Genomic DNA, 23,634 nt, shown 5'->3' with positions numbered 1-23,634 from the left:
ATGCGGTTAGACTAGGCTTCTGTCGGGCGCTGAGCCATTTCGATTTCCCAGCATTTTCGATAAGAAATACTTATGGATTTTAAGCAACTGCGTTATTTCGTCGCGGTGTACGAAGAAGGCCATGTCGGGCGGGCCGCCGAGCGCCTGTCGATCTCCCAACCGGCGCTCTCGCAACAGATCCGCCAACTGGAACAAAACCTCGACGTCAGCCTGTTCGAGCGCAGCAGCAAACGCCTGTTGCCAACCCTTGCCGCGCATACCTTGTACAACCACGCCCTGCCCCTGCTCGACGGCTTGCAGCGGGCCCGCGAAGCCCTCGGCAACTTCAAGGGCCAGGCCTTGCGCACCCTGGCCATCGGCGTGCTGCAGACCGTGCACACCAGCCTGGTGCCGAAAATGCTCGAACGGGTGCGCACCGCTCAACCTCATCTGGTGGTGCAGATCTACGAATTGACCGGGCTGGAAATCGAACGGCGCCTGCTCAATGGCTCGCTGGACATTGGCATCAGCTATCTGCCGCCGCGCCAGCCGGGTCTGCATGGGGTGTTGCTGTACGAAGATGAACTGACCCTCGTCATCCCCAACGACCATCCGTTGCGCGAATTCAAGAAGGTCTCCATGAGCCAGGCCGCCGAATTGCCGATGCTGTTGTTGGGCGAAGAGTTCCAGATCCGCCAGATCTGGCAGGGGCAGTTGGCCAGCCTCGGACGCCGCCCGCAGGTGCAGGCCGAGCTGAACAATATGGCGGGGATTCTCGACAGCCTGCCCCACACTCGGTTGGCAACCGTGCTGCCCGGTCGCTCGCAACAGGAACACGCCAATCGGGCGCTGCTGTGGAAACCCTTGAGTGAGCCGCGCGTGCCGCTGAAGATCGGTTTGGTCTGTCGCGATGTGCAACGCCAGCAAGCGACGCTGGAGTTGTTGCGCAATCTGTTGGAAGAGGTGATGCATGGCCCGGACGGGCGTCTGGCGAACCCTACCGTGCTCGACGTACAGGGCTGAAAAACGAAGGCAACTTTTCTAGCGCCCAAAGAAAACCCCGCCGAAGCGGGGCTTTGCAGACTGTTTCCCTGACATCCATTTCACTCCGCCGTCCTGGCAGAATCCTACGTGTCCGTGTTGTTGCTTTGCGCTTCCTGCGCGACGTCCATGTGAGCAAGATTAGCTTCGGATCCAATCTGCGAACAGTGGAGAACAGCAGCACGTCACGTAAGCAAATGCTTACATGCGGTTACATCCCTCAGAACTGCGTCGCATCCAGCAGGTACAACGACTCGCTACCAGCCTTGACCGATGCGCTCAGCGAATGAATTCGCGGCAGCAGGCGGGCAAAGTAAAAGCGTGCGGTGCCCAGCTTGCTGGCGTAGAAATCGTCCTCTGTCTCCTTGCCGAAAGCGGCCTTGGCCATCAGCGCCCACATGTAGGCATACGCCACATAACCGAACACTTGCAGGTATTCGACCGAGGCGGCGCCGATTTCGTTCGGGTTGTTTTTCACCCGGTCCAGCAGCCAGGCCGTCAGTTCGTCCAGAGTATCCACTGCGGCGTTCAACGGCTGGGTGAATTCGCCGAGGTCAGCACTGGCGGTGGCAGTGAAGTGACGGATTTCATCGGCAAACAGCTTATAGAACGCGCCGCCGCTGCCCACTACCTTGCGCCCCACCAGGTCCAGTGCCTGAATACCGTTGGTGCCTTCGTAGATCTGGGTGATGCGCACGTCGCGCACCAGTTGCTCCTGGCCCCACTCGCGGATGTAGCCATGGCCGCCGAACACTTGCTGACCGTGTACGGTGGTTTCCAGGCCGAGGTCGGTGAGAAAGGCCTTGGCGACCGGCGTCAGCAATGCCACCAGGTCTTCGGCGCGCTTGCGGGTGGCCGCGTCTTCGCTGAATTTGGCGGTGTCCAGTTGCATGGCGACATAGGTGGAGAACGCGCGACCGCCTTCGTTCGAGGCCTTCATGGTCAGCAGCATGCGGCGTACGTCCGGGTGGACGATGATCGGGTCGGCGACCTTGTCCTTGTTCTGCGCGCCGGTTGGCGCACGGCTTTGCAGACGATCACGGGCGTACTCGACGGCGTTCTGGTACGAGCGCTCGCCGGTGGCCAGGCCCTGGATGCCGACACCCAGACGCTCGTAGTTCATCATGGTGAACATCGCCGCCAGACCTTTGTTCGGCTCGCCGACCAGGTAGCCAACGGCTTCGTCAAAGTTCATGACACAGGTGGCGGAGGCCTGGATGCCCATCTTGTGTTCAATCGAACCGCAGTTGGCCGGGTTACGCGCACCCAGGCTGCCATCGGCGTTGACCATGAACTTCGGCACCAGGAACAGCGAAATACCTTTCGGCCCCGCCGGCGCATCCGGCAGCTTGGCCAGTACCAGGTGGATGATGTTCTCGGTCAGGTCGTGCTCACCGCCGGTGATAAAGATCTTGGTGCCGCTGACCTTGTACGAACCATCGGCCTGCGGTTCGGCCTTGGTGCGGATGATCCCCAGGTCGGTGCCGGCGTGGGGTTCGGTCAAGCACATGGAGCCGGCCCAGATGCCGGCGTACATGTTCGGCAGGTACGCGGCTTTCAGCTCTTCACTGGCGTGGGCGTTGATCGACAGGCAGGCACCCGCGGTGAGCATCGGGTACAGGCCGAATGACAGGCTGGCGGAGTTGACCATTTCCTCGACCTGGGCCGAAACCGCCTTGGGCATGCCCATGCCGCCAAACGCCGGATCACCGCCAACGCCGACCCAACCGCCCTCGGCATAAGTCTGATAGGCCTGTGGGAAACCGGCCGGAGTGGTCACGGCGCCGTCGCTCCAGTGGCACCCTTCTTCGTCGGCGGCGCGGCTCAGCGGCGCGATACTTTTGCTGGTGACCTTGCCGGCCTCTTCGAGAATTGCCTCGACAGTCTCGGCATCTACAGTGTCGGCCAGCGCTGGGAGTTCAGCCCACAGCTTGGCGACCTCGAACACTTCATTGAGGACGAAGCGCATATCGCGCAGGGGCGCTTTGTAGTCAGCCATGGCAAACCTCGCAAGAACATGAAAAGTGAGTCCCAGGATCGGGATTCAAACAAGTCCCCGAGTGTACCCGAACAACTTTTGCGACACATAGGGTCAACTCGTGACTTGTTTGTAATTTTTAGTCACCAACAAAAAAGCCGCCGCCCGCAGCAACGACTACCAGCATAGCGGCAGGTTTACTGCAGACGGCGGCCTTGGCGATCCGCAGTTGCTTTTAGAGGGCGAACAACTCGGCCGGCATCTTCATCAGGCAATCACTGCCCGCCTCCACCGCGGCGCGATGGGTGGTGGTACGCGGCAGCAGACGCTTGAAGTAGAACTCACAGGTGGCCAGCTTGCCCCGGCACAGTTCTTCATCACCTCCGCCTTCCTGCAATTGCGCCTGGGACACCAGGGCCATGCGCAACCACAGGTAAGCCAGGACGATGTAACCGCTGTACATCAGGTAATCCAGCGCGGCAGCGCCGACCTCGTCAGGATTTTTCATCGCGGCCATACCGACCTGCGCGGTCAATTCGCCCCACTGCCGGTTGAGTCCATCGAGTTGCGCCACATACGCCTTGAGTTGCGGGTGCTCGGCGTTGGCTTCGCAGAATTTGTGGACAATTCTGGTAAAGCCGCGCAGCAGCTTGCCCTGGCTGCCGAGCACTTTTCGCCCCAGCAGGTCCAGCGCCTGAATGCCGTTGGTGCCTTCGTAGATCGGTGCGATGCGGCAGTCGCGCACCAACTGTTCCATGCCCCACTCGCGGATAAACCCGTGACCGCCAAACACCTGCATGCCGTGATTGGTCACCTCCAGCCCGGTCTCGGTCATGAAGGCCTTGCAGATCGGCGTGAGGAACGCCAACAGGTCTTCGGCGTCCTGGCGCTGGGCGGGGTCGGCCGACAGGTGCGCGGCGTCGAGCAGTTGTGCGGTGAAATAGGTCAGCGCCCGATTGCCTTCGTTGAACGCCTTCATGGTCAGCAGCATGCGTCGCACATCGGGGTGGACGATGATCGGGTCGGCGGCTTTTTCCGGGGCCTTGGGCCCGGTCAACGCACGCATCTGCAGGCGCTCGTTGGCGTACTTGATCGCCCCCTGGAAACTCGCCTCGCCCAGACACAAACCCTGCATGCCGGTGCCGAGCCGCGCGTGGTTCATCATGGTGAACATGCAATTGAGGCCCTTGTTCGCCTCGCCTATCAGGAAGCCGGTAGCACCATCGAAGTTCAGCACGCAGGTGGCCGAGGCCTTGATGCCCATCTTGTGTTCGATCGAGCCGCAGGACACGTCGTTGCGCGCCCCGGCCTCGCCCGCTGCATCGGGCAAAAACTTCGGCACGATAAACAACGAGATGCCCTTGGTCCCGGCCGGAGCGTCCGGCAGCTTGGCCAGCACCAGGTGAATGATGTTGTCGCTCATGTCGTGCTCGCCGGCAGAGATGAAAATCTTGCTGCCGGAGATCGCATAGCTACCGTCGGCCTGGGGCACCGCGCGGGTCTTGATGATGCCCAGATCAGTGCCGCAATGGGCCTCGGTCAGGCACATGGTGCCGGTCCATTGCCCGGCCGTGAGTTTGCTCAGGTAGGTGGTTTTCTGCTGCTCGGTGCCATGGGCGTGGATTGCCGACATTGCGCCGTGGGTCAGTCCCGGGTACATGCCCCAGGAGGTGTTGCTGGAGCCGACCATTTCACTGATCACCAGCCCCAGCGAACTCGGCAAGCCCTGGCCGCCGTAAGCCGGGTCCGCCGCCAGACCGTGCCAGCCACCTTCGACATACTGGGCGAAGGCCTGCTTGAAACCCTTGGGCGTGGTCACCACGCCATTGTCGAAATGGCAGCCCTCTTCGTCACCCGAGCGGTTCAACGGCGCCAGCACGTGTTCACAGAACCGCGCGCCCTCCTCGAGGATCGCGCTGATCATGTCCGGGCTGGCATCAACGGCGCCCAACGCAGCGTAGTTGGCGTGGAAATCAAACACGTGGTCGATCAGAAACCGCATGTCACGCAGGGGAGCTTTGTACTCAGGCATGGTCGTTCCTCGGTCAGCAGATCAACTCAACCTACTGCCGTGCGCCACCCCCGACAATCACCGTGCAGCCGCTGAATGCGTCATCATCACTCAATCCACAGCCTCGGCGCTGCGCACCGCGCCACGGCGGTTCTGACCGAAGGCCATGACACAATTTCGCCCCGCGCCCTTGGCGCTGTAGAGCGCCTGGTCGGCACTTTTCAGCACCTGGTCCGGAGTGCGCTGCTCGAGGCGTTCAGCCACGCCAATGCTGACCGTGACCGACACCACCGAGGCGCTGGCCCCGGAGCGCCGCTGGCGACCTTGCTGATCGTCCTTGGGGCGACTGTCCTGATTGCGCAGATGCATCTGATAGCTGGCAATCGACTCACGGATCTCCTCCAGGTGCGGCAGGCACTCCTCGAGCGAGCGCGCCGCAAACACCAGGGCAAACTCTTCCCCGCCGTAACGATAGGCGCGACCGCCGCCACCGATCTTCGACAGCTTGCTGGCCACCAGCCGCAACACCTGGTCACCGACGTCGTGGCCGTGAGTGTCGTTGAATTTCTTGAAGTGATCGACGTCGCTCATCGCCAGCACATAGTTGCGACCCAGGCGTTGCAGGCGCTCGTTCAGCGCCCGCCTGCCGGGCAAGCCGGTCAGTTCGTCGCGAAACGCCATCTGGTAAGCCTCATGGGCAACCGCCGCAGCGATCATCAGCATCACCTGGCTGCACATGATGTTCAGGGTGAAGGGCAGGATGAAGGTCTTGGGCAGCATCCAGAACAACCCGAGCAAGCCCACCAGTTGCGCCGCGTGCAGCGGCCGTGGATGGCGCCAGTACTGGAATGCCAGCAACAGGAAGGCGGCAATGAACACCGGATACGACAGCTGGATCAGGCTCATCCAGGCACCGTGCAGTGCCGGCCAGCGGATCTCGGCGAGCCAGCTTTGCAGCGCCTGAGGATAACTTTGCTCCAGCCCCAGCGCCACACTGCCCACGGCGAGCAGCACGGCAAAACGCGCCACCATGTCCTGGAACAAGTGAGTGCGCTCCTGCCACGCGGCGAAAGTGCCGTACATCAAGGGCAAGAGCAGGCAGCAGAGATGAAACACCACCGCCGCATCCGCCCGTACCTGGCCGAAGTCGCGGTAATAATCGGTCTGGGTGTCGAGCAGAAAATAGGCGATATACACCGTGACCATCAGGAACAGTTCACGTTGGCGCCGATACACCGCGCAGTACGCGCCGCCGAGCAGCAGCACCAGGGTCGGCAGGACATTGAACAGCGACGTGAAGAATACGTTGAGGTCCCTGACGTAAGCCGCCGCCAACCCCGCCAGCAGTAACAGCAACGAGGGCAGGAAGTGACTCAAACGTGCAGCAGAGGAACGCGGCAAGGGAAAAGCTCCGGACCGGCAAATCGAATGGTGGCATTATGCCGTCATTCTTGGCACGACAGTACATGAAAGTGTTGTCACTTTTGTTTAGCGGCCGCTCGACGCTCGGATTGAAAGGATTTACCCGGATATCTGTATCGCGTTATTTCAGGCACAAAAAAGCCGCTGCTCCCGAAGAAGCAGCGGCTCGTTGAAGGACTGCCTTGGCTTAGTAACCCAGGGCGAAGTCTTCTTCTTTCATGTCCATCAGGTTGTTGGCACCCGACAGCATGGTTGCCACGTGAGTGCGGGTCCGCGGCAGGATGCGCTGGAAGTAGAAACGCGCAGTCTGCAACTTGGCGGTGTAGAACGCCTCGTCAGTGGTGCCAGCAGCCAGTTTCTCGGCAGCCAGGCGCGCCATGTCGGCCCAGAAGTAAGCCAGGCAGGCATAACCGGAGTACATCAGGTAGTCCACGGACGCCGCGCCCACTTCTTCGCGGTCCTTCATGGCGGCCATGCCGACCTTCATGGTCAACTCGCCCCATTCCTTGTTCAGTGCTGCTAGCGGTGCGACGAACTCTTTGACAGCGTCGTTGCCTTCGTTGGTCTGGCAGAACTTGTGCACGATCTTGGTGAAGCCTTTGAGGGCTTCGCCTTGAGTCATCAGCACTTTACGGCCCAGCAGGTCGAGTGCCTGAATGCCAGTGGTGCCTTCGTACAGCATGGAAATACGGCTGTCGCGAACGTTCTGCTCCATGCCCCACTCGGCGATGAAGCCGTGGCCGCCATAGATCTGCACGCCGTGGTTGGCCGATTCGAAGCCGACTTCAGTCATGAAGGCCTTGGCGATTGGAGTCATGAAGGCCAGCAGTGCGTCGGCTTTCTTTTTCTCTTCTTCGTCGACGCCGTACTTGACGATGTCCACTTGCTTGGCGGTGAAGTACACCATCGCGCGGTTGCCTTCGGCGAATGCCTTCATGGTCAACAGCATGCGGCGTACGTCCGGGTGCACGATGATCGGGTCAGCGGCCTTGTCCGGCGCTTTCGGGCCCGTCAGGGAGCGCATTTGCAGGCGATCGCGAGCGTACTTCAGGCCACCCTGGAAACCGATTTCGGCGTGGGCCAGGCCTTGCAGCGCGGTACCCAGGCGAGCGGTGTTCATGAAGGTGAACATGCAGTTCAGGCCTTTGTTCGCCGGGCCGATCAGGAAACCGGTGGCCTCGTCGAAGTTCATCACGCAGGTGGCGTTGCCGTGGATACCCATCTTGTGTTCCAGGGAGCCACAGGTCACCGCGTTGCGCGCACCCACAGTGCCGTCGGCGTTAGGCAGGAATTTCGGCACGATAAACAGCGAAATGCCTTTGGTGCCAGCCGGTGCATCCGGCAGGCGGGCCAGGACGATGTGGACGATGTTGTCGGCCATGTCGTGTTCACCGGCCGAGATGAAGATCTTGGTGCCGGAAACTTTGTAGGAACCGTCGGCCTGAGGTTCGGCCTTGGTGCGCAGCATGCCCAGGTCGGTGCCGCAGTGCGGTTCGGTCAGGCACATGGTGCCGGTCCATTCGCCGGACACCAGCTTGGTCAGGTAAGCCTCTTGCTGCTCGGGCGTACCGTGCTCGGAAATGGTGTTCATCGCGCCATGGGACAGGCCTGGGTACATGCCCCACGACCAGTTCGACTCGCCGACCATTTCGCTCACCGCCAGACCCAGCGACTCCGGCAGGCCCTGACCGCCGTGCTCGACGTCATGCGCCAGGCTCGGCCAGCCGCCTTCGACGAATTGTTTGTAGGCTTCCTTGAAACCCGTCGGCGTCTTCACGCCCGACTCGCTCCAGGTGCAGCCTTCGGTGTCACCCACGCGGTTCAGCGGAGCCAGCACCTGCTCACAAAACTTGGCGCCTTCCTCGAGAATGGCGTTAACCATGTCCGGGGTAGCGTCCTGGCAAGCCGGAAGGCTCTGATAGTGCGCCTCGTAGCCGAGCAGCTCGTCACGAACGAAGCGAATATCACGCAAGGGGGCCTTGTAGTCAGGCATAGCGATAAACCTCTGCTGATGTAACCGGGAATGAACGACCGCGATGATTTGTTGTGACGGTCAAACAGTTGTTTGAAACATACGTTTACGCTGAAAAGTTGTCAAGCGTCGATCATTTGCCGTCTGTCATCCACTTCCTGAAATGCACAGGCGCACAGCCACGCAACCGCTGTAGATCGCGGCAGAGCCTGTAGGAAAGATTAGTTGAACGTGTGAGAGACGCCCGAGCGAACGCCAGGAGAATGGCGTCGCCGGGTGAGGATCAGAAAGGGATCAAGCGTAGGTATCGATCAGCGTGCCGAGCACTTCATCCGCAGCCTTGGCCACGTTGACGCCCAACTCCACCTGCAACTTGCCCTGGGCCATTGCCACCTGCTGGCTGGCCACATCAGACTGCTGGCTGCGGTCGACGCCACGCAGGCGATCGACCTGAGCGTCCGAGGATTGGCTACCGGCGGCCCGTTCGACGTAGGTATTGGCGATCTGGCTGGCGGCCTGATCGATGCGGTTCTGGCCTGCGCTGATTGCGCTCAGGCCAGGGTAATAAGCCGTGCTTCCCGAGATTTCCATGGGATCACTACATCCTGCAAAAAGACATCAGTCCTCATTGAAGCAGAGCCCAGCCAGAAACGCCCGACAAAAACACTAATGGCACAGTGCCTTGTGATAGACCGACGTTAGTCCAGCAGGTCCAGTTGCAGGTGTTGCGCCACCGCTTCTGCCGTCACCACCTTGAGTTTCGGCACCCGGCCCAGGCACGGCGCCGGCAAGCGCTCGGCCAGGGTCGCGAGGTTTTCTTCCAGGCGTGAGGTCTTCGCATCGATGATATTCGCCACCCAGCCCGCCAGTTGCAGACCGTCATTGGCAATCGCTTCGGCGGTCAGCAGGGCATGGCTGATGCAGCCCAGGCGCACCCCGACGACCAGGATCACCGGCAGGTCCAGGGCCATGGCCAGGTCCGACAGGTTGTCCTGGCCGGCCAATGGCACCCGCCAGCCGCCCGCGCCCTCGATCAGGGTGAAGTCGGCTTGTTTTTCGAGGATGTGCCGCATTGGCGCCTTCAATGCCTGCACTGTCAATGCCACGCCGGCCTCGCGGGCCGCCAGGTGCGGGGCGATCGCCGGTTCGAAGGCCAGTGGATTGACCTCGGCATAGGTCAGCGGCAATGAACACTCCGCCAGCAACGCCAGGGCATCGGCATTGCGCAGGCCCTTGGGCGTCACCTCGCAACCGGAGGCCACCGGCTTGCCCGCCGCCGTACTCAGGCCAGCCTGGCGTGCCGCGTGCAACAAGCCGGCGGCGATGGTGGTCTTGCCGACATCGGTGTCGGTGCCGGTAATGAAATAGGCAACGCTCATCGAGGTTTCTCCAGTACGGCGTACACCACCTGATAGGTCGCAGGCAGTCCTTGCGCCTGACGAAAGTGCTCGTAGGCGCCAATCAAGCCACTGATCCGAGCCCGCCCCGTCAGCCCGCCCGGCCGTCCAGGATTGAGATTATGCGCACCCAGCGCCTTGAGTTCGTGGGTCAGGCTGCGCACATCGGGATAGTGCAGCACATGCGGGCAACTTTGCAGGCTCAGGACGTTCAAGCCGCTGTCGGCGCACAGTTGCTGGTAGCGGCTGAACTCACGGAAACGGTTGACGTGGACCATGCCATCTACCTGACGCCAGCTGTCGCGCAATTCGTACAAGGTGCCGACGCACAGGCTGGCAAAGGCCAGCACCCCACCTGGCTTGAGCACTCGATACGCCTCGTTCAGCACCGCCGCGAAATCAGCGCACCATTGCACCGCCAGGCTGGAAAACACCAGGTCGCAACTGGCGTCCTGCAGGGGCAGGCGCTCGGCATCGCCGGCGATGAAATACTGCGCGCCACCCAGCGGCCGGGCGTGATTGAGCATGCCTTCGGCGATGTCCAGCGCCACTCCTTCGCCCGCACTGAAGCGCTCGGCCAGTGCACGGCTGAAGTAACCGGTGCCGCAGCCCAGGTCGAGCCAGCGCTGCGGCGCGTGATCGCTGGGCAGACGCCGCAGCAGTTCAGTGCCAACGTCGCGCTGCAACTCGGCCACGCTGTCATAGCTGGCCGCGGCGCGGGAAAAGGACGCCGCCACCTGACGTTTGTCGGGCAAGCCACCGGGCAGTTTTACAAAAGCCAAATCAGTCATCACCGCTCTCATGCAAAAAGGCCTGGATCGCCCCCGCCACTCCGTGGGGATCCTCCAGAAGGAACGCGTGACTGGCCTGTTCAATCAGACCAATTTCGACATCGGGAAGTAACGCCAACAACGCACTGGCCGCCTCGGCCGGAACCAGGCCATCGAGCCCGGCAAACAGATGCAACTGCGGCCCGCGAAAGACCTGCAGCGCCTTGCGGGTGTCCAGTTGCGCCAGCAGTTCGAGCCCACTCATCAGCACCGCGCTCGAGCTATTCGGCGCCCCACCCGACAGCAGCCGCGACAGGCCGCGCGGATCTTCGGCGCCCTGGGCACACAGCAGGCTGAAGCGCTTGAGAGTGGTGCGCGGATCGGCGCTGCAGCCAGCGAGGAATTGATCGAAGGTTTCGCCGGGCATCGCGTTCGGCCATTGCTCATGGGCGACAAACGCCGGGTTGCTCGCCAGGGTCAGCAGGCCACAGCAGCGATCGCCACGGCGCGCCGCCAACTCGCTGGCGAGCATGCCGCCCAGCGACCAGCCACCCAGCCAGGCGTCCTGCGGCACGCTGGCGTCGAGCTCGTCCAGCCATTCTTCGAGATCGGCTGATTCCAACTCCGGCAGCGGCTCGATCTCCACCCGCAAGTGTTCGTCGAGCCCCTGCAAGGCGGCCGCGAGCGGTTCCAGCGGGGAAATGCCGAGGCCCCAACCGGGCAACAGAATCAGTCGATCACGCATGGTCCGAGGTTGCTCCCAGTTGCTCAACACAATCGGCAAGACCCTGTAACAATAGCTCGACCTGCGCTTCGCTGTGGGCCGCGGTCAAGGTCACGCGCAAGCGGGCACTGCCGGCCGGCACGGTCGGAGGACGAATCGCCGTGACCAGCAATCCGCGCTCGCGCAGCATCTGCGAAAAAAGCATCGCCCGTCCGGCATCACCAATCATGATCGGCTGGATCGGCGTCGCGCTGTCCATCAGTTGCAGGCCGATCTGCTCGGCGCCGCGGCGGAACTGTTTGATCAGCACCTGCAGATGTTCACGCCGCCAATGTTCGCTGCGCAGCAGCTCAAGGCTCTTGAGGGTCGCGCAGGCCAGCGCCGGTGGCTGGCTGGTGGTGTAGATGTAGGGCCGGGCGAACTGGATCAGGCTTTCGATCAGCTCTTCACTGCCGGCGACAAACGCACCTGCCGTGCCGAACGCCTTGCCGAGGGTGCCGACCAGCACCGGCACATCCTCCTGGCTCAGGCCGAAATGCTCGACGATGCCGCCGCCATGGGCACCCAAGGGGCCAAAACCGTGGGCGTCGTCGACCATCAGCCACGCGCCCTTGGCCCGGGTTTCGCGGACCAGCGCCGGCAGATCGGCGATATCGCCGTCCATGCTGAACACGCCGTCGGTGACCACCAGGGTATTGCCGGTGGCTTTCTCCAGGCGCTTGGCCAGGCTGTCGGCATCGTTGTGCAGATAGCGATTGAAGCGCGCACCGGACAACAACCCGGCGTCCAGCAGCGAGGCATGGTTGAGGCGATCTTCCAGCACGGTATCGCCCTGACCCACCAACGCGGTGACCGCGCCGAGGTTGGCCATGTAACCGGTGGTGAACAGTAGCGCCCGCGGACGTCCGGTCAAGTCGGCCAAGGCTTCTTCGAGGGCGTGATGCGGGGTGCTGTGACCAATCACCAGATGCGATGCGCCACCGCCTACGCCCCAGCGTTCGGCACCGGCGCGCCAGGCTTCGATCACCTGTGGGTGATTGGCCAGACCCAGGTAGTCGTTGTTGCAGAAGGCCAACAAGGGCTGGCCATCGACCACTACCTGCGGCCCCTGGGGGGATTCAAGCAGTGGCCGCTGGCGATAAAGATTGTCCGCGCGACGGGCAGCCAGGCGTGCGGCGAGATCGAAAGACATGCAGGCCTCGACAGTGCAATAACATCAATCAGAAGGGACACAAACCCTGTAGGAGCTGGCTTGCCAGCGATGGCGGCGAACCAGATTGCATCTCTGGTACCGATACACCGCATTCGCTGGCAAGCCAGCTCCTACGGTGTTTTGCATCGCTTCAAAGAACTCAGACGGCAGCGTTATAAAACTGCTCGCTGCTCTTCTGCTCCACCAGCGCCTGTTCGATGGCGGCCTGGTGCACCTCGTCGGCGTGCTCTTCGCGGGCTTCGGGGAGGATGCCCAGGCGCGAGAACAGTTGCATGTCCTTGTCGGCTTGCGGGTTGGCGGTGGTCAGCAATTTGTCGCCGTAGAAAATCGAGTTGGCGCCGGCAAGGAACGCCAGGGCCTGCATCTGCTCGTTCATCGCTTCACGCCCGGCCGACAGCCGCACATGGGATTGCGGCATCAGGATACGGGCCACCGCGAGCATGCGAATGAAGTCGAACGGGTCGACGTCGTCAGCGTTTTCCAGCGGCGTGCCGGCCACCTTCACCAACATGTTGATCGGCACCGACTCCGGATGCTCAGGCAGGTTGGCCAACTGGATCAGCAGATTGGCGCGATCATCCAGCGACTCGCCCATGCCGAGGATCCCGCCGGAGCAGATCTTCATCCCCGAATCACGCACGTACGCCAGGGTTTGCAGGCGCTCGCTGTAGGTTCGGGTGGTGATGATGCTGGTGTAGAAATCCGGCGAGGTGTCGAGGTTGTGGTTGTAGTAGTCGAGACCGGCCTTGGCCAGGGCAGCGGTCTGCTCCTGATCGAGACGGCCGAGGGTCATGCAGGTTTCCAGGCCCATGGCCTTGACCCCTTCAACCATTTTCAACACGTACGGCATGTCCTTGGCCGACGGGTGTTTCCACGCCGCGCCCATGCAGAAACGGGTCGAACCGATGGCCTTGGCGCGCGCGGCCTCTTCGAGGACCTTCTGCACTTCCATCAGCTTTTCTTTTTCCAGGCCGGTGTTGTAGTGACCGGACTGTGGACAGTATTTGCAATCTTCCGGGCAGGCACCGGTCTTGATCGACAACAGGGTCGACACCTGGACGCGGTTGGCATCGAAATGCGCGCGGTGCACCGTTTGCGCCTGGAACAACAAGTCATTGAAAGGCTGAACGAACAGCGCTTTGACTTCGGCCAAGGACCAATCGTGACGCAATTTGGCGGTGATGCTGGCGCTCATCGGTTCATTTCCTTTCTTATGCTTGATGCTTGAAACGTGTCCGGGCAACAAGACGAAACCCACAGACACAACACGGATGTTTCAGCATATTTAAGGAAGAGTTATGCGCTGTCAACCTCAGTACGAAGGACAGGTTTACATCTGGTTAAAAAACAAACAAACCTGTTTACTGTGCAACGAACTCTCCGACACGCCATTGCCCATTTGCATGCCTTGTGAAAGCGAATTGCCCTGGCTGGGCGACGCCTGCCAGGTCTGCGCCCTGCCCTTGGCCGCGAATGGACTCACCTGTGACCAATGCTTGAAAGCCCGGCCGGCTTTTACCCAAGTGATTGCCCCCTGGACCTACAGCTTCCCCATCGACAGCTTGATTACCCGCTTCAAGCACTCCTCCAACTGGCCTTATGGCCGCCTGTTGGCCGAACTTCTTGCGCAATCACTGCATTATCGCTTCGACGAGGGTCTGCAGAGGCCGGACGCCCTGATCCCCGTGCCACTGGCCCGCAAGCGCCTGCGTCGACGGGGCTTCAACCAGGCCGCGATGCTCGCCGACTGGCTCGGCGACTGCCTGCACATTGCCTGCGATGAGCAGTTGGTGATTCGCACTCAGGACACCAGCGCCCAGCAGGACCTCAACGCCAGGGCCCGCCAGCACAACTTGCGCAAAGCCTTTGCCCTACACCCGCAGGCGGCGATTCGCGGGCGACACCTGGCGTTGGTCGACGACGTACTGACCACCGGCGCCACCGCCGGCAACCTGGCACGCCTGCTGACGGATGCCGGCGCCAGTCGGGTCGACGTGTATTGCCTGGCGCGCACGGCAAAACCCGGCGATCCGGCTTGACGGCGGCGCGGCGAGCGGCCAACGTCCTGCCTTATTACCCGCGCCCGTAGTCCAATTCATGTCCCTACCCAGCTTGTTGTCCCAACACATCGTCCGTCGCCCGCAACGCATTGCTCTGTTGCAGCATATTGCCGAACAGGGCTCGATCACCCGCGCCGCGAAAAGCGCCGGCCTCAGCTACAAGGCGGCCTGGGACGCCATCGACGAACTGAACAACCTGGCGCAAAAGCCACTGGTGGAGCGCAGTGTCGGCGGCAAGGGCGGCGGCGGTGCACGACTGTCCAGCGAAGGCGAACGGGTGCTGCGCCTGTACCAGCGTTTGCAGGCCTTGCAGGCGCAAGTGTTGGAGGCCGCGGAGGATGCCAGCGATCTCGACCTGCTCGGCCGCCTGATGCTGCGCACCAGCGCACGCAACCAGTTGCACGGCACCGTCGCCGGCATCGATGCCCAGGGCCGCAACGACCTGATTACCTTGTCCCTGGCCGAAGGCCTGACCCTGCACGCGCAAATCACCCACGACAGCACCCAGCGCCTGGACCTGCAAACTGGCACCGAAGTGGTGGCGTTGATCAAGGCCGGTTGGCTGGAGTTGCTGCCCCTCGACCAAGCGCCAACCCCGGGCTACAACCAGTTGACCGGAACCCTCGAACAGATCCTCGACGCCGAAGACGGCCCCAGCGAGGTGCGCATCAGCCTGGCCAACGGTCAGACGCTTTGCGCGTTGGCTGAACCCTTGTACCTGCGAACCCGGGGGCTGACGCCCGGCCAAGCGGTGCAGGTGCAATTCTCGCCGTCCAATGTACTGATCGGTACGCCACTCTAGGCCGACGACTGAAACAATTACGTCATGATTCGACATTAAGGTGACTGCCAAAACCAGCAGGGAGCCTGATGTGAGCCTATTAGAAGAAAACCAAGCCACCGACCTCGAACAGATCGTTGGCCTCAGCCGCCGCGGCTTTATCAGTGCCGGCGCACTCAGCGCAGCGGCCTTGTTCCTGGGCGGCAACCTGCTCAGTCGCAGCGTATTGGCCGCCAGCGTCAGCGCCGCTTCGAGCAAACTGCTCGGCTTTGAAAGCATTGCCGCCGCCACCAGCGACACCCTCAGCCTGCCGACTGGCTACACCGCCTCGGTGCTGATCAGCTGGGGCCAGCCCCTGCACAAAGACGGCCCGGCGTTCGACCCTTCGGGCAACGGCACGGCGCTGCAACAGGAAGTCCAGTTCGGCGACAACAACGACGGCATGAGCCTGTTCCCGTTCCCGGGCGACGACAACCGCGCGCTGATGGCCATCAACAACGAATACACCAACTACCGCTACCTCTACCCCCATGGCGGCATGCCACAGTCGGCGGAAGAAGTGCACAAGGCCCAGGCGTGCGAAGGGGTGTCGGTGATCGAAGTGCAGCGCAAGGACGGCCAGTGGCACTTCGTCCAGGGCTCGCGCTACAACCGCCGCATCCACGGCAATGCACCGATCCGCGTCGGTGGCCCGGCCGCCGGTCACGCGTTGCTCAAGACCGCTGCCGACCCCAAGGGTGAACGGGTACTGGGCACGTTCCAGAACTGTGCCAATGGCAAGACGCCGTGGGGCACTTATCTGACGTGCGAAGAGAACTTCACCGACTGTTTCGGCAGCAGCAACCCGGAGCAGCAGTTTGACGCCGCGCAAAAACGCTACGGCGTGGTGGCCGCCAGCAAGGAAATCAACTGGCACCCCCACGACCCACGCTTTGACCTGGCGAAAAACCCCAACGAACTCAACCGCCATGGCTGGGTGGTGGAAATCGATCCGTTCGACCCGCAATCGACGCCGGTCAAGCGTACCGCCCTGGGCCGTTTCAAGCACGAAAACGCCGCCCTCGCCGAAACCCATGACGGCCGCGCCGTGGTCTACATGGGCGACGACGAACGCGGTGAGTTCATCTACAAGTTCGTCAGCCGCGACAAGATCGACCACAAGAACCCCAAGGCCAATCACAACCTGCTCGACCACGGCACTCTGTACGTGGCCCGCTTCGACGCTGGCGACAGCAACCCTGATCGCCCCAAGGGCCAGGGCCAGTGGATCGAGTTGAGCCATGGCAAAAACGGCATCGACGCCAGCAGCGGTTTCGCCGACCAGGCCGAGGTGCTGATTCATGCGCGCCTGGCAGCCACTGTGGTCGGCGCCACGCGCATGGACCGTCCGGAGTGGATCGTTGTCAGCCCTACCGATGGCCAGGTCTATTGCACCCTGACCAACAACGTCAAACGTGGCGAAGACGGGCAACCGGTGGGCGGCCCCAACCCACGGGAGAAGAACGTCTACGGGCAGATTCTGCGCTGGCACACCGCTGGCGACGATCATGCATCCATGACCTTTGCCTGGGACCTGTTCGTGGTCGCCGGCAACCCGACGGTGCATGCCGGCACGGCCAAGGCGGGCTCGTCGAACATCACCCCGCAGAACATGTTCAACAGCCCTGATGGCCTGGGTTTCGACAAGGCCGGGCGCCTGTGGATCCTCACCGACGGCGACTCCAGCAACAGCGGCGACTTCGCCGGCATGGGCAACAACCAGATGCTCTGCGCCGACCCGGCCAGCGGTGAAATCCGCCGCTTCATGGTCGGCCCGGTGGGCTGCGAAGTGACCGGGATCAGCTTCTCTCCCGATCAGAAAACCCTGTTTGTCGGGATTCAGCATCCTGGTGAAAACGGCGGATCGACCTTCCCCGAGCATTTGCCCAATGGCAAGCCGCGGTCTTCGGTGATGGCGATTCGGCGGGAAGATGGCGGGATTGTCGGCGCCTGATTAATTGCTATCGCCAGCAGGCTGGCTCCCACAGGTTTTTGTGTCTACCGCAAACCCTGTGGGAGCCAGCCTGCTGGCGATAAAGGCAACTCGGTGTAGCTGATGACCACTACGCGAGCAAGCCGCAATCGGGCACTCGTTCCTACAACCGCGCCGTCTGCGCTACCATGTCTGGCCGGACGCGGCAGCCTGCTGCGCGCAGGAGTCAGCATGGCCCACCCGTTTGAAACCCTCACCCCAGACCTCGTACTCGATGCCGTCGAAAGCATCGGTTTTCTCAGCGATGCGCGCATCCTGGCGCTCAACAGCTACGAGAACCGTGTCTATCAAGTCGGCATCGAGGACAGCGAGCCACTGATCGCCAAGTTCTACCGCCCACAGCGCTGGAGCAACGAGGCGATCGTCGAAGAACACCGGTTCACTTTCGAACTGGCCGAGGTCGAGGTACCCGTCGTCGCACCGCTGATCCACAATGGCGAAACCCTGCACGAACACAACGGCTTTCGCTTCACCCTGTTTCCCCGTCGCGGCGGCCGGGCGCCGGAACCGGGCAATCTCGACCAGTTGTATCGCCTCGGTCAGTTGCTCGGGCGCTTGCACGCCGTGGGCTCGACCCGCCCGTTCGAGCATCGCGAGGCGCTGGGGGTGAAAAACTTCGGCGAGGATTCACTGAACACCTTGCTCGAAGGCAATTTCGTACCGCGCAGCCTGCTGCCGGCCTACGAGTCGGTGGCCCGCGACCTGCTCAAGCGCGTGCAAGAGGTCTACAACGACACTCCACACCAGAACATCCGCATGCACGGCGACTGCCACCCGGGCAACATGATGTGCCGCGATGAGATGTTCCACATCGTCGACCTCGATGACTGCCGCATGGGCCCGGCGGTGCAAGACCTGTGGATGATGCTCGCCGGCGACCGCCAGGAGTGCCTCGGCCAGCTCTCGGAACTGATGGACGGCTACAGCGAATTCCACGACTTCGATCCGCGCGAACTGGCCCTGATCGAACCCCTGCGCGCCTTGCGCCTGATGCACTACAGCGCCTGGCTGGCGCGGCGCTGGGACGACCCGGCGTTCCCCCGCAGCTTCCCGTGGTTTGGCAGCGAACGGTATTGGGGCGATCAGGTACTGGCCCTGCGCGAACAGTTGGCGGCGTTGAATGAAGAGCCGTTGAAGTTGTTTTGAAGCACAGCTAATTCCACTGTGGAAAGCTAATCACTGTAGGAGCGAGCCTGCTCGCGATGACGGTTTCATGTTCAGCGCAACGGTGACTGACAAACCGCCATCGCGACGGTGCGACGATTCGACAGGCTCGCTCCTACAGTGGCAGGTAGTTGTTCACAAATACCCAACCAATACAGCAGGACATTGGCAGACAAACTTCCTTACAATCCTTGCTTTGTTAGCTACCTAACCAAGGATTCTGCATGCCAGCCGCCAACCTGCGTCGCGGTTACGTATTGGGCCTGACCGCCTACATCATCTGGGGCTTGTTCCCGCTTTACTTCAAAGCCATTGCCAGCGTGCCCGCCGTGGAGATCATCATTCACCGGGCGATCTGGTCGGCGCTGTTCGGCAGCCTGTTGCTGCTGGTCTGGAAGCACCCGGGCTGGTGGCGTGAGCTGCGTGACAACCCCAAACGCCTGGCAATCCTCGCCCTGAGCGGCACGCTGATAGCCGCCAACTGGCTGACCTACGTCTGGTCGGTGAACAACGGACGCATGCTCGAAGCCAGTCTCGGTTACTACATCAATCCGCTGGTCAACGTGTTGCTGGGCATGCTGATCCTCGGCGAACGGTTGCGGCGCATGCAGTGGGTGGCCGTTGGGCTGGCGGCGGTCGGTGTGGCGCAGCAGGTGTGGCAAGTCGGCAGCTTGCCGTGGGTATCGCTGGTGCTGGCGCTGACGTTCGGCTTCTACGGCTTGATCCGCAAGCAGGCACCCGTCAAGGCGCTGCCGGGCCTGGTGGTGGAAACATGGATGTTGGTGCCGCTGGCCATCGCCTGGCTGTTGTTCAACCAGACCGCAATGACCGCCCAACCCGAGTTCTGGACCACCAGTGAAGCCTGGTGGCTGATCGCTGCGGGGCCGGTGACCCTGGTGCCGCTGGTCTGCTTCAACGCCGCCGCGCGCGACCTGCCCTACACCACCCTGGGCTTCCTGCAATACCTCGCGCCGACCCTGGTGCTGTTGCAGGCGGTGCTGCTGTTTGGCGAACACCTGTCCTCGAGCACCCTGATCGCTTTCATGTTTATCTGGGCGGGCCTGGCGGTGTACAGCGTCGATGCATGGCTGAGTTTGCGTCGACGTCGCTGATCAAAAAACGCACAAAGCCTTGCAGGCCACGTCAACCGTGGCCTGCAAGCATCCTTCCCAAGGTTATCCACAGCGTGATCCCCGCCGTTTGTGCACAAGCCGTTGAAATTGCTGGTTTTTTTGATCAGTTCTTGAAGAACCCCGGCCGGCCTGGGCTGCAGAGCGGTCTCTACAGCTTATCCACAGGCAGGTGCAGGATTTCGCTGGATAAACTCAAGGGTCACTGCGCAGCACCAGCTCCACCATCAAATCATCCGCCAGGGTTTCCAGGCGCGACTGCAACACATCCAGCGACAGGGTCAGGGGCACGGCCAGAATCGCCTCGGCATGAAACAGCGGTTCGCTGCTCATCGGCGCGGGCCGCACTTCGGTCACCAGTCGCTCGAGGTTCACCCCCTGCTCGCTGAGCAAGCGCGTGATGTCACGCACAATCCCCGGCCGATCGTTGCCCACCAACTCCATGGCAATCGGCTTCCAGGTGCAGGCCTGCTCGATGCCGCTTTCGGCAATCAGCACCCGGATTCCCTGGCTGGATAACGCCTGCAGCGCGTCCACCAATTCATCGTAAGCCTCGGCCGGAACCCCCACCCGCAGAATCCCGGCGAATTGCCCGGCCATCCGCGACATGCGGCTTTCCAGCCAGTTACCGCCATGCTCGGCAATGCATTGGGCGATGCGCTCGACCTGACCGGCTTTGTCCGGGGCGAATACGGTGAGTACGAGGTGATCCATGGCGCAGCCCTCTGGTCATGATTTTTTTTTGGGGAAAGGCAAGTATAGGCAACGGGGATTGCTGCGTTGAATGAGAGGGCCCCATCGCGAGCAGGCTCGCTCCTACAGGGGAGCGCGATCCCATGTAGGAGCGAGCCTGCTCGCGAATGGGAACACCACTGATCCGGCTTAATCACAAATCGTGTACAAGTTTTTATATTTAACTGGAACAATCCACCAGTTTTTTGAGAACATCCTGTGCCCCGCCGTGACTGCAATGCGTCATGGGGTCGCAGAACGACGTAATTAGTCTAATTTTCACAACCGCAATTCATCATGTAGTATGCCGCAGCGCGCACTACATAATCCTCGATCGATGCCTGCCGCGGGCCTGATCGCAACCCTGAAAGCCCTGTCAGCAAGGCCTCCAAGCCGTTGATCGAGCCAAACCCAGCCGCCCGCAATGGCATGTACTGGTAGACGGGTTTGTGGTTTAAATGGCCGGGGGCTTCATGGTCAAAATTGAAGAGCTGAAAAGCGAAATAGCTGAGCAGAGTGAGGCAAGCAATGACTGAACACGTTCAAGTCGGTGGCCTGCAGGTCGCCAAAGTCCTGTTCGACTTCGTGAACAACGAAGCCATTCCCGGAACCGGCCTCACCGCCGAACAATTCTGGGCCGGTGCCGACAAGGTCATTCATGACCTGGCGCCGAAGAACAAAGCCCTACTCGCCAAACGCGATGATTTCCAGGCGCGTATCGACGCCTGGCACCAGGAGCGTGCAGGCCAGGCGCACGACGCCGTGGCCTATAAAGCCTTCCTGCAAGACATCGGTTATCTGCTGCCAGAAGCGGCCGATTTCCAGGCAACGACGCAAAACGTCGATGAAGAAATCGCCCGCATGGCCGGACCCCAACTGGTGGTCCCGGTGATGAACGCCCGCTTCGCTCTCAATGCCTCGAACGCCCGCTGGGGTTCGCTGTACGACGCGCTCTACGGCACCGACGCCATCAGCGAAGCCGACGGCGCGGAAAAAGGCAAAGGCTACAACAAGGTGCGTGGCGACAAAGTCATTGCCTTCGCCCGAGCCTTCCTCGACGAAGCCGCGCCACTGGCTGCCGGCTCCCATGTCGATTCCACCGGCTACAGCATCGTCGACGGCAAGCTGCAGGTCGCCCTCAAAGGCGGCAGCAACAGTGGCCTGCGCAACGACGCCCAACTGATCGGCTTCCACGGCACTGCCGCGGCCCCGACTGCGGTGCTGCTCAAGCACAACGGCCTGCACTTCGAAATCCAGATCGACGCCAGCACCCCGGTCGGCCAGACCGACGCCGCCGGCGTCAAAGACCTGCTGATGGAAGCCGCGCTGACCACCATCATGGACTGCGAAGACTCGGTCGCCGCGGTCGATGCCGACGACAAGGTGGTGATCTACCGCAACTGGCTCGGCCTGATGAAGGGCGACCTGTCGGAAGAAGTCAGCAAGGGCGGCAAATCCTTCACCCGCACCATGAACGCCGACCGCACCTACACCGCGCCAAATGGCGGCGAGCTGAGCCTGCACGGTCGTTCATTGCTGTTCGTGCGCAACGTCGGGCACCTGATGACCATCGATGCGATTCTCGACAAGGACGGCAACGAAGTCCCTGAAGGCATCCTCGACGGTCTGGTGACCAACCTCGCGGCGATCCACAGCCTGAACGGCAACACCACGCGCAAGAACAGCCGTACCGGTTCGGTCTACATCGTCAAACCGAAAATGCACGGCCCGGAAGAAGCGGCGTTCACCAACGAACTGTTCGGCCGCATCGAAGACGTTCTGCAGTTGCCACGCAACACCCTCAAAGTCGGGATCATGGACGAGGAGCGTCGGACCACGATCAACCTCAAGGCCTGCATCAAGGCTGCCAGCGAACGCGTGGTGTTCATCAACACCGGCTTCCTCGACCGCACCGGCGACGAAATCCACACCTCCATGGAAGCCGGGCCAATGGTCCGCAAGGCCGACATGAAGGCCGAGAAGTGGATTGGCGCCTACGAAAACTGGAACGTCGACATCGGTCTGAGCACCGGCCTGCAAGGTCGTGCGCAAATCGGTAAAGGCATGTGGGCAATGCCTGACCTGATGGCCGCCATGCTCGAGCAGAAAGTCGCTCACCCACTGGCCGGCGCCAACACCGCCTGGGTTCCGTCGCCGACCGCCGCCGCCCTGCACGCCCTGCATTACCACAAGGTCGACGTGTTCGCCCGCCAGGCCGAACTGGCCAAGCGTGCCCGTGCCTCGGTCGACGACATCCTGACCATCCCGCTGGCGGTGAACCCGCAGTGGAGCGCCGAGCAGATCAAGAACGAACTGGACAACAACGCCCAGGGCATTCTCGGTTATGTGGTGCGCTGGATCGACCAGGGTGTGGGCTGCTCGAAAGTGCCGGACATCAACGACGTCGGCCTGATGGAAGACCGTGCCACGCTGCGTATTTCCAGCCAGCACATCGCCAACTGGCTGCGTCACGGCATCGTCACCGAAGCACAGGTCATGGAAAGCCTCAAGCGCATGGCGCCGGTGGTTGACCGCCAGAACGCCAACGACCCGCTGTACCGTCCGTTGGCGCCGAACTTCGACAGCAACATCGCCTTCCAGGCAGCGGTCGAACTGGTGATCGAAGGCACCAAGCAGCCAAACGGCTACACCGAGCCGGTCCTGCATCGTCGTCGTCGCGAGTTCAAGGCGGCCAACGGCCTCTGATCCAACGCTGACGCGGTAAGCAAAAGGCCCTGATCTTTCGATCAGGGCCTTTTTTCATGGCGCCGGCGTCAATCCAAGCTCATGCCGGACCAACTCCAGCAACTTGCCGGTATCGAAGGGTTTAAGCAAAAAATCCACCACGCTCAAATGCATTGCCGCAATGGCGTCCTTAACACTGGCATCGCCGGATACGATGATCACGGGGAGTGCCGCCCTTTCCGACTCGCGTATTTGCCGGATCAGCTCCAGGCCATCGACATGGCCCATACGCAAATCGGTAATCAACAATCCTATGGACGGTTTTGTCGCCAGTAATTCCAGCGCACGTTCGCCACTCGCCGCCGTCAGACAAAGGATGTCCTCCAACGCCAGCACCTCCGCGAGCAACTCTCGGGCGTCCTGGTCATCATCGACAATCAGCACCCGTTGCAGTTGCGGCGCCAGCACCGGCTCCTGCATGACCGCACTCAGCGCCTCACGCTCGGCGTCGCTCAAAATATCGTGGTCGGACATGGCTCTCTC

At 61.7% G+C, this 23,634-nt stretch carries 19 protein-coding genes; 7 read left to right on the top strand and 12 right to left on the bottom strand.

Annotated elements, in window-relative coordinates:
• Positions 1-72 precede the first annotated feature (72 nt).
• Positions 73-1,002, top strand: a complete 930-nt coding sequence (locus ACZYR5_RS07170; protein WP_489088553.1) for a LysR family transcriptional regulator — start codon at positions 73-75, stop codon at positions 1,000-1,002.
• Positions 1,003-1,240: 238 nt separating this feature from the next.
• Here the strand turns inward: ACZYR5_RS07170 and ACZYR5_RS07165 are convergent, their stop codons facing one another.
• From ACZYR5_RS07165 to bioB, 10 genes are all read right to left on the bottom strand, one after another.
• Positions 1,241-3,019: an acyl-CoA dehydrogenase C-terminal domain-containing protein gene (locus ACZYR5_RS07165; RefSeq protein ID WP_489088554.1), complete on the bottom strand. Its 1,779-nt coding sequence runs from the start codon at positions 3,017-3,019 to the stop codon at positions 1,241-1,243.
• Between the two features lie 214 nt (positions 3,020-3,233).
• Positions 3,234-5,030, bottom strand: coding sequence for an acyl-CoA dehydrogenase C-terminal domain-containing protein (locus ACZYR5_RS07160; RefSeq protein WP_489088555.1), 1,797 nt, complete (start codon positions 5,028-5,030; stop codon positions 3,234-3,236).
• 90 nt (positions 5,031-5,120) lie between these two features.
• A complete protein-coding gene (locus tag ACZYR5_RS07155) occupies positions 5,121-6,410 on the bottom strand; it encodes a GGDEF domain-containing protein (protein ID WP_489088556.1) in 1,290 nt (429 codons plus the stop codon).
• Positions 6,411-6,618: 208 nt separating this feature from the next.
• A complete protein-coding gene (locus ACZYR5_RS07150; protein WP_489088557.1) occupies positions 6,619-8,424 on the bottom strand; it encodes a phenylacyl-CoA dehydrogenase in 1,806 nt (601 codons plus the stop codon).
• Between the two features lie 273 nt (positions 8,425-8,697).
• Positions 8,698-8,994: a pyrroloquinoline quinone biosynthesis protein PqqE gene (locus ACZYR5_RS07145; protein ID WP_489088558.1), complete on the bottom strand. Its 297-nt coding sequence runs from the start codon at positions 8,992-8,994 to the stop codon at positions 8,698-8,700.
• Between the two features lie 107 nt (positions 8,995-9,101).
• Positions 9,102-9,782, bottom strand: a complete 681-nt coding sequence (gene bioD / locus ACZYR5_RS07140) for a dethiobiotin synthase (RefSeq protein WP_489088559.1) — start codon at positions 9,780-9,782, stop codon at positions 9,102-9,104.
• A complete protein-coding gene (bioC, locus tag ACZYR5_RS07135) occupies positions 9,779-10,591 on the bottom strand; it encodes a malonyl-ACP O-methyltransferase BioC (RefSeq protein ID WP_489088560.1) in 813 nt (270 codons plus the stop codon). The genes bioD and bioC overlap by 4 nt, the downstream gene beginning before the upstream one ends.
• Complete coding sequence (locus tag ACZYR5_RS07130; protein WP_489088561.1) at positions 10,584-11,315, bottom strand: alpha/beta fold hydrolase; 732 nt, start codon at positions 11,313-11,315, stop codon at positions 10,584-10,586. The genes bioC and ACZYR5_RS07130 overlap by 8 nt, the downstream gene beginning before the upstream one ends.
• Complete coding sequence (gene bioF, locus ACZYR5_RS07125) at positions 11,308-12,486, bottom strand: 8-amino-7-oxononanoate synthase (RefSeq protein ID WP_489088562.1); 1,179 nt, start codon at positions 12,484-12,486, stop codon at positions 11,308-11,310. The genes ACZYR5_RS07130 and bioF overlap by 8 nt, the downstream gene beginning before the upstream one ends.
• Positions 12,487-12,646: 160 nt before the next feature.
• Complete coding sequence (gene bioB, locus ACZYR5_RS07120; RefSeq protein WP_027617132.1) at positions 12,647-13,702, bottom strand: biotin synthase BioB; 1,056 nt, start codon at positions 13,700-13,702, stop codon at positions 12,647-12,649.
• A 103-nt stretch (positions 13,703-13,805) separates the two neighbouring features.
• Here bioB and ACZYR5_RS07115 point away from each other — a divergent pair, with 103 nt between their 5' ends.
• From ACZYR5_RS07115 to rarD, 5 genes are all read left to right on the top strand, one after another.
• On the top strand, positions 13,806-14,546 hold the full coding sequence (locus tag ACZYR5_RS07115; RefSeq protein ID WP_489088563.1) for a ComF family protein: 741 nt from the start codon (positions 13,806-13,808) through the stop codon (positions 14,544-14,546).
• Between the two features lie 58 nt (positions 14,547-14,604).
• On the top strand, positions 14,605-15,369 hold the full coding sequence (locus tag ACZYR5_RS07110; RefSeq protein ID WP_489088564.1) for a TOBE domain-containing protein: 765 nt from the start codon (positions 14,605-14,607) through the stop codon (positions 15,367-15,369).
• Positions 15,370-15,439: 70 nt separating this feature from the next.
• The gene (locus ACZYR5_RS07105) at positions 15,440-17,341 is read left to right on the top strand and encodes a PhoX family protein (RefSeq protein ID WP_489088565.1); all 1,902 of its coding nucleotides are present in this window, start codon (positions 15,440-15,442) and stop codon (positions 17,339-17,341) included.
• Between the two features lie 210 nt (positions 17,342-17,551).
• The gene (locus tag ACZYR5_RS07100) at positions 17,552-18,526 is read left to right on the top strand and encodes a serine/threonine protein kinase (protein ID WP_489088566.1); all 975 of its coding nucleotides are present in this window, start codon (positions 17,552-17,554) and stop codon (positions 18,524-18,526) included.
• Positions 18,527-18,768: 242 nt separating this feature from the next.
• Entirely contained in the window at positions 18,769-19,656 is an 888-nt protein-coding gene (gene rarD, locus ACZYR5_RS07095) for an EamA family transporter RarD (RefSeq protein WP_489088567.1), read from the top strand.
• Between the two features lie 213 nt (positions 19,657-19,869).
• Here rarD and ACZYR5_RS07090 read toward each other — a convergent pair whose 3' ends face one another.
• Entirely contained in the window at positions 19,870-20,388 is a 519-nt protein-coding gene (locus ACZYR5_RS07090; RefSeq protein ID WP_489088568.1) for a glycine cleavage system transcriptional repressor, read from the bottom strand.
• A gap of 546 nt (positions 20,389-20,934) precedes the next feature.
• Here ACZYR5_RS07090 and ACZYR5_RS07085 point away from each other — a divergent pair.
• Positions 20,935-23,112, top strand: a complete 2,178-nt coding sequence (locus tag ACZYR5_RS07085) for a malate synthase G (protein ID WP_489088569.1) — start codon at positions 20,935-20,937, stop codon at positions 23,110-23,112.
• Between the two features lie 54 nt (positions 23,113-23,166).
• Here the strand turns inward: ACZYR5_RS07085 and ACZYR5_RS07080 are convergent, their stop codons facing one another.
• Positions 23,167-23,625, bottom strand: coding sequence for a response regulator (locus tag ACZYR5_RS07080; RefSeq protein WP_489088570.1), 459 nt, complete (start codon positions 23,623-23,625; stop codon positions 23,167-23,169).
• Positions 23,626-23,634 lie beyond the last annotated feature (9 nt).

It is taken from the genome of Pseudomonas sp. F007 (genome assembly GCF_057814275.1).
This window is presented reverse-complemented; position numbering and strand designations above follow the sequence as displayed.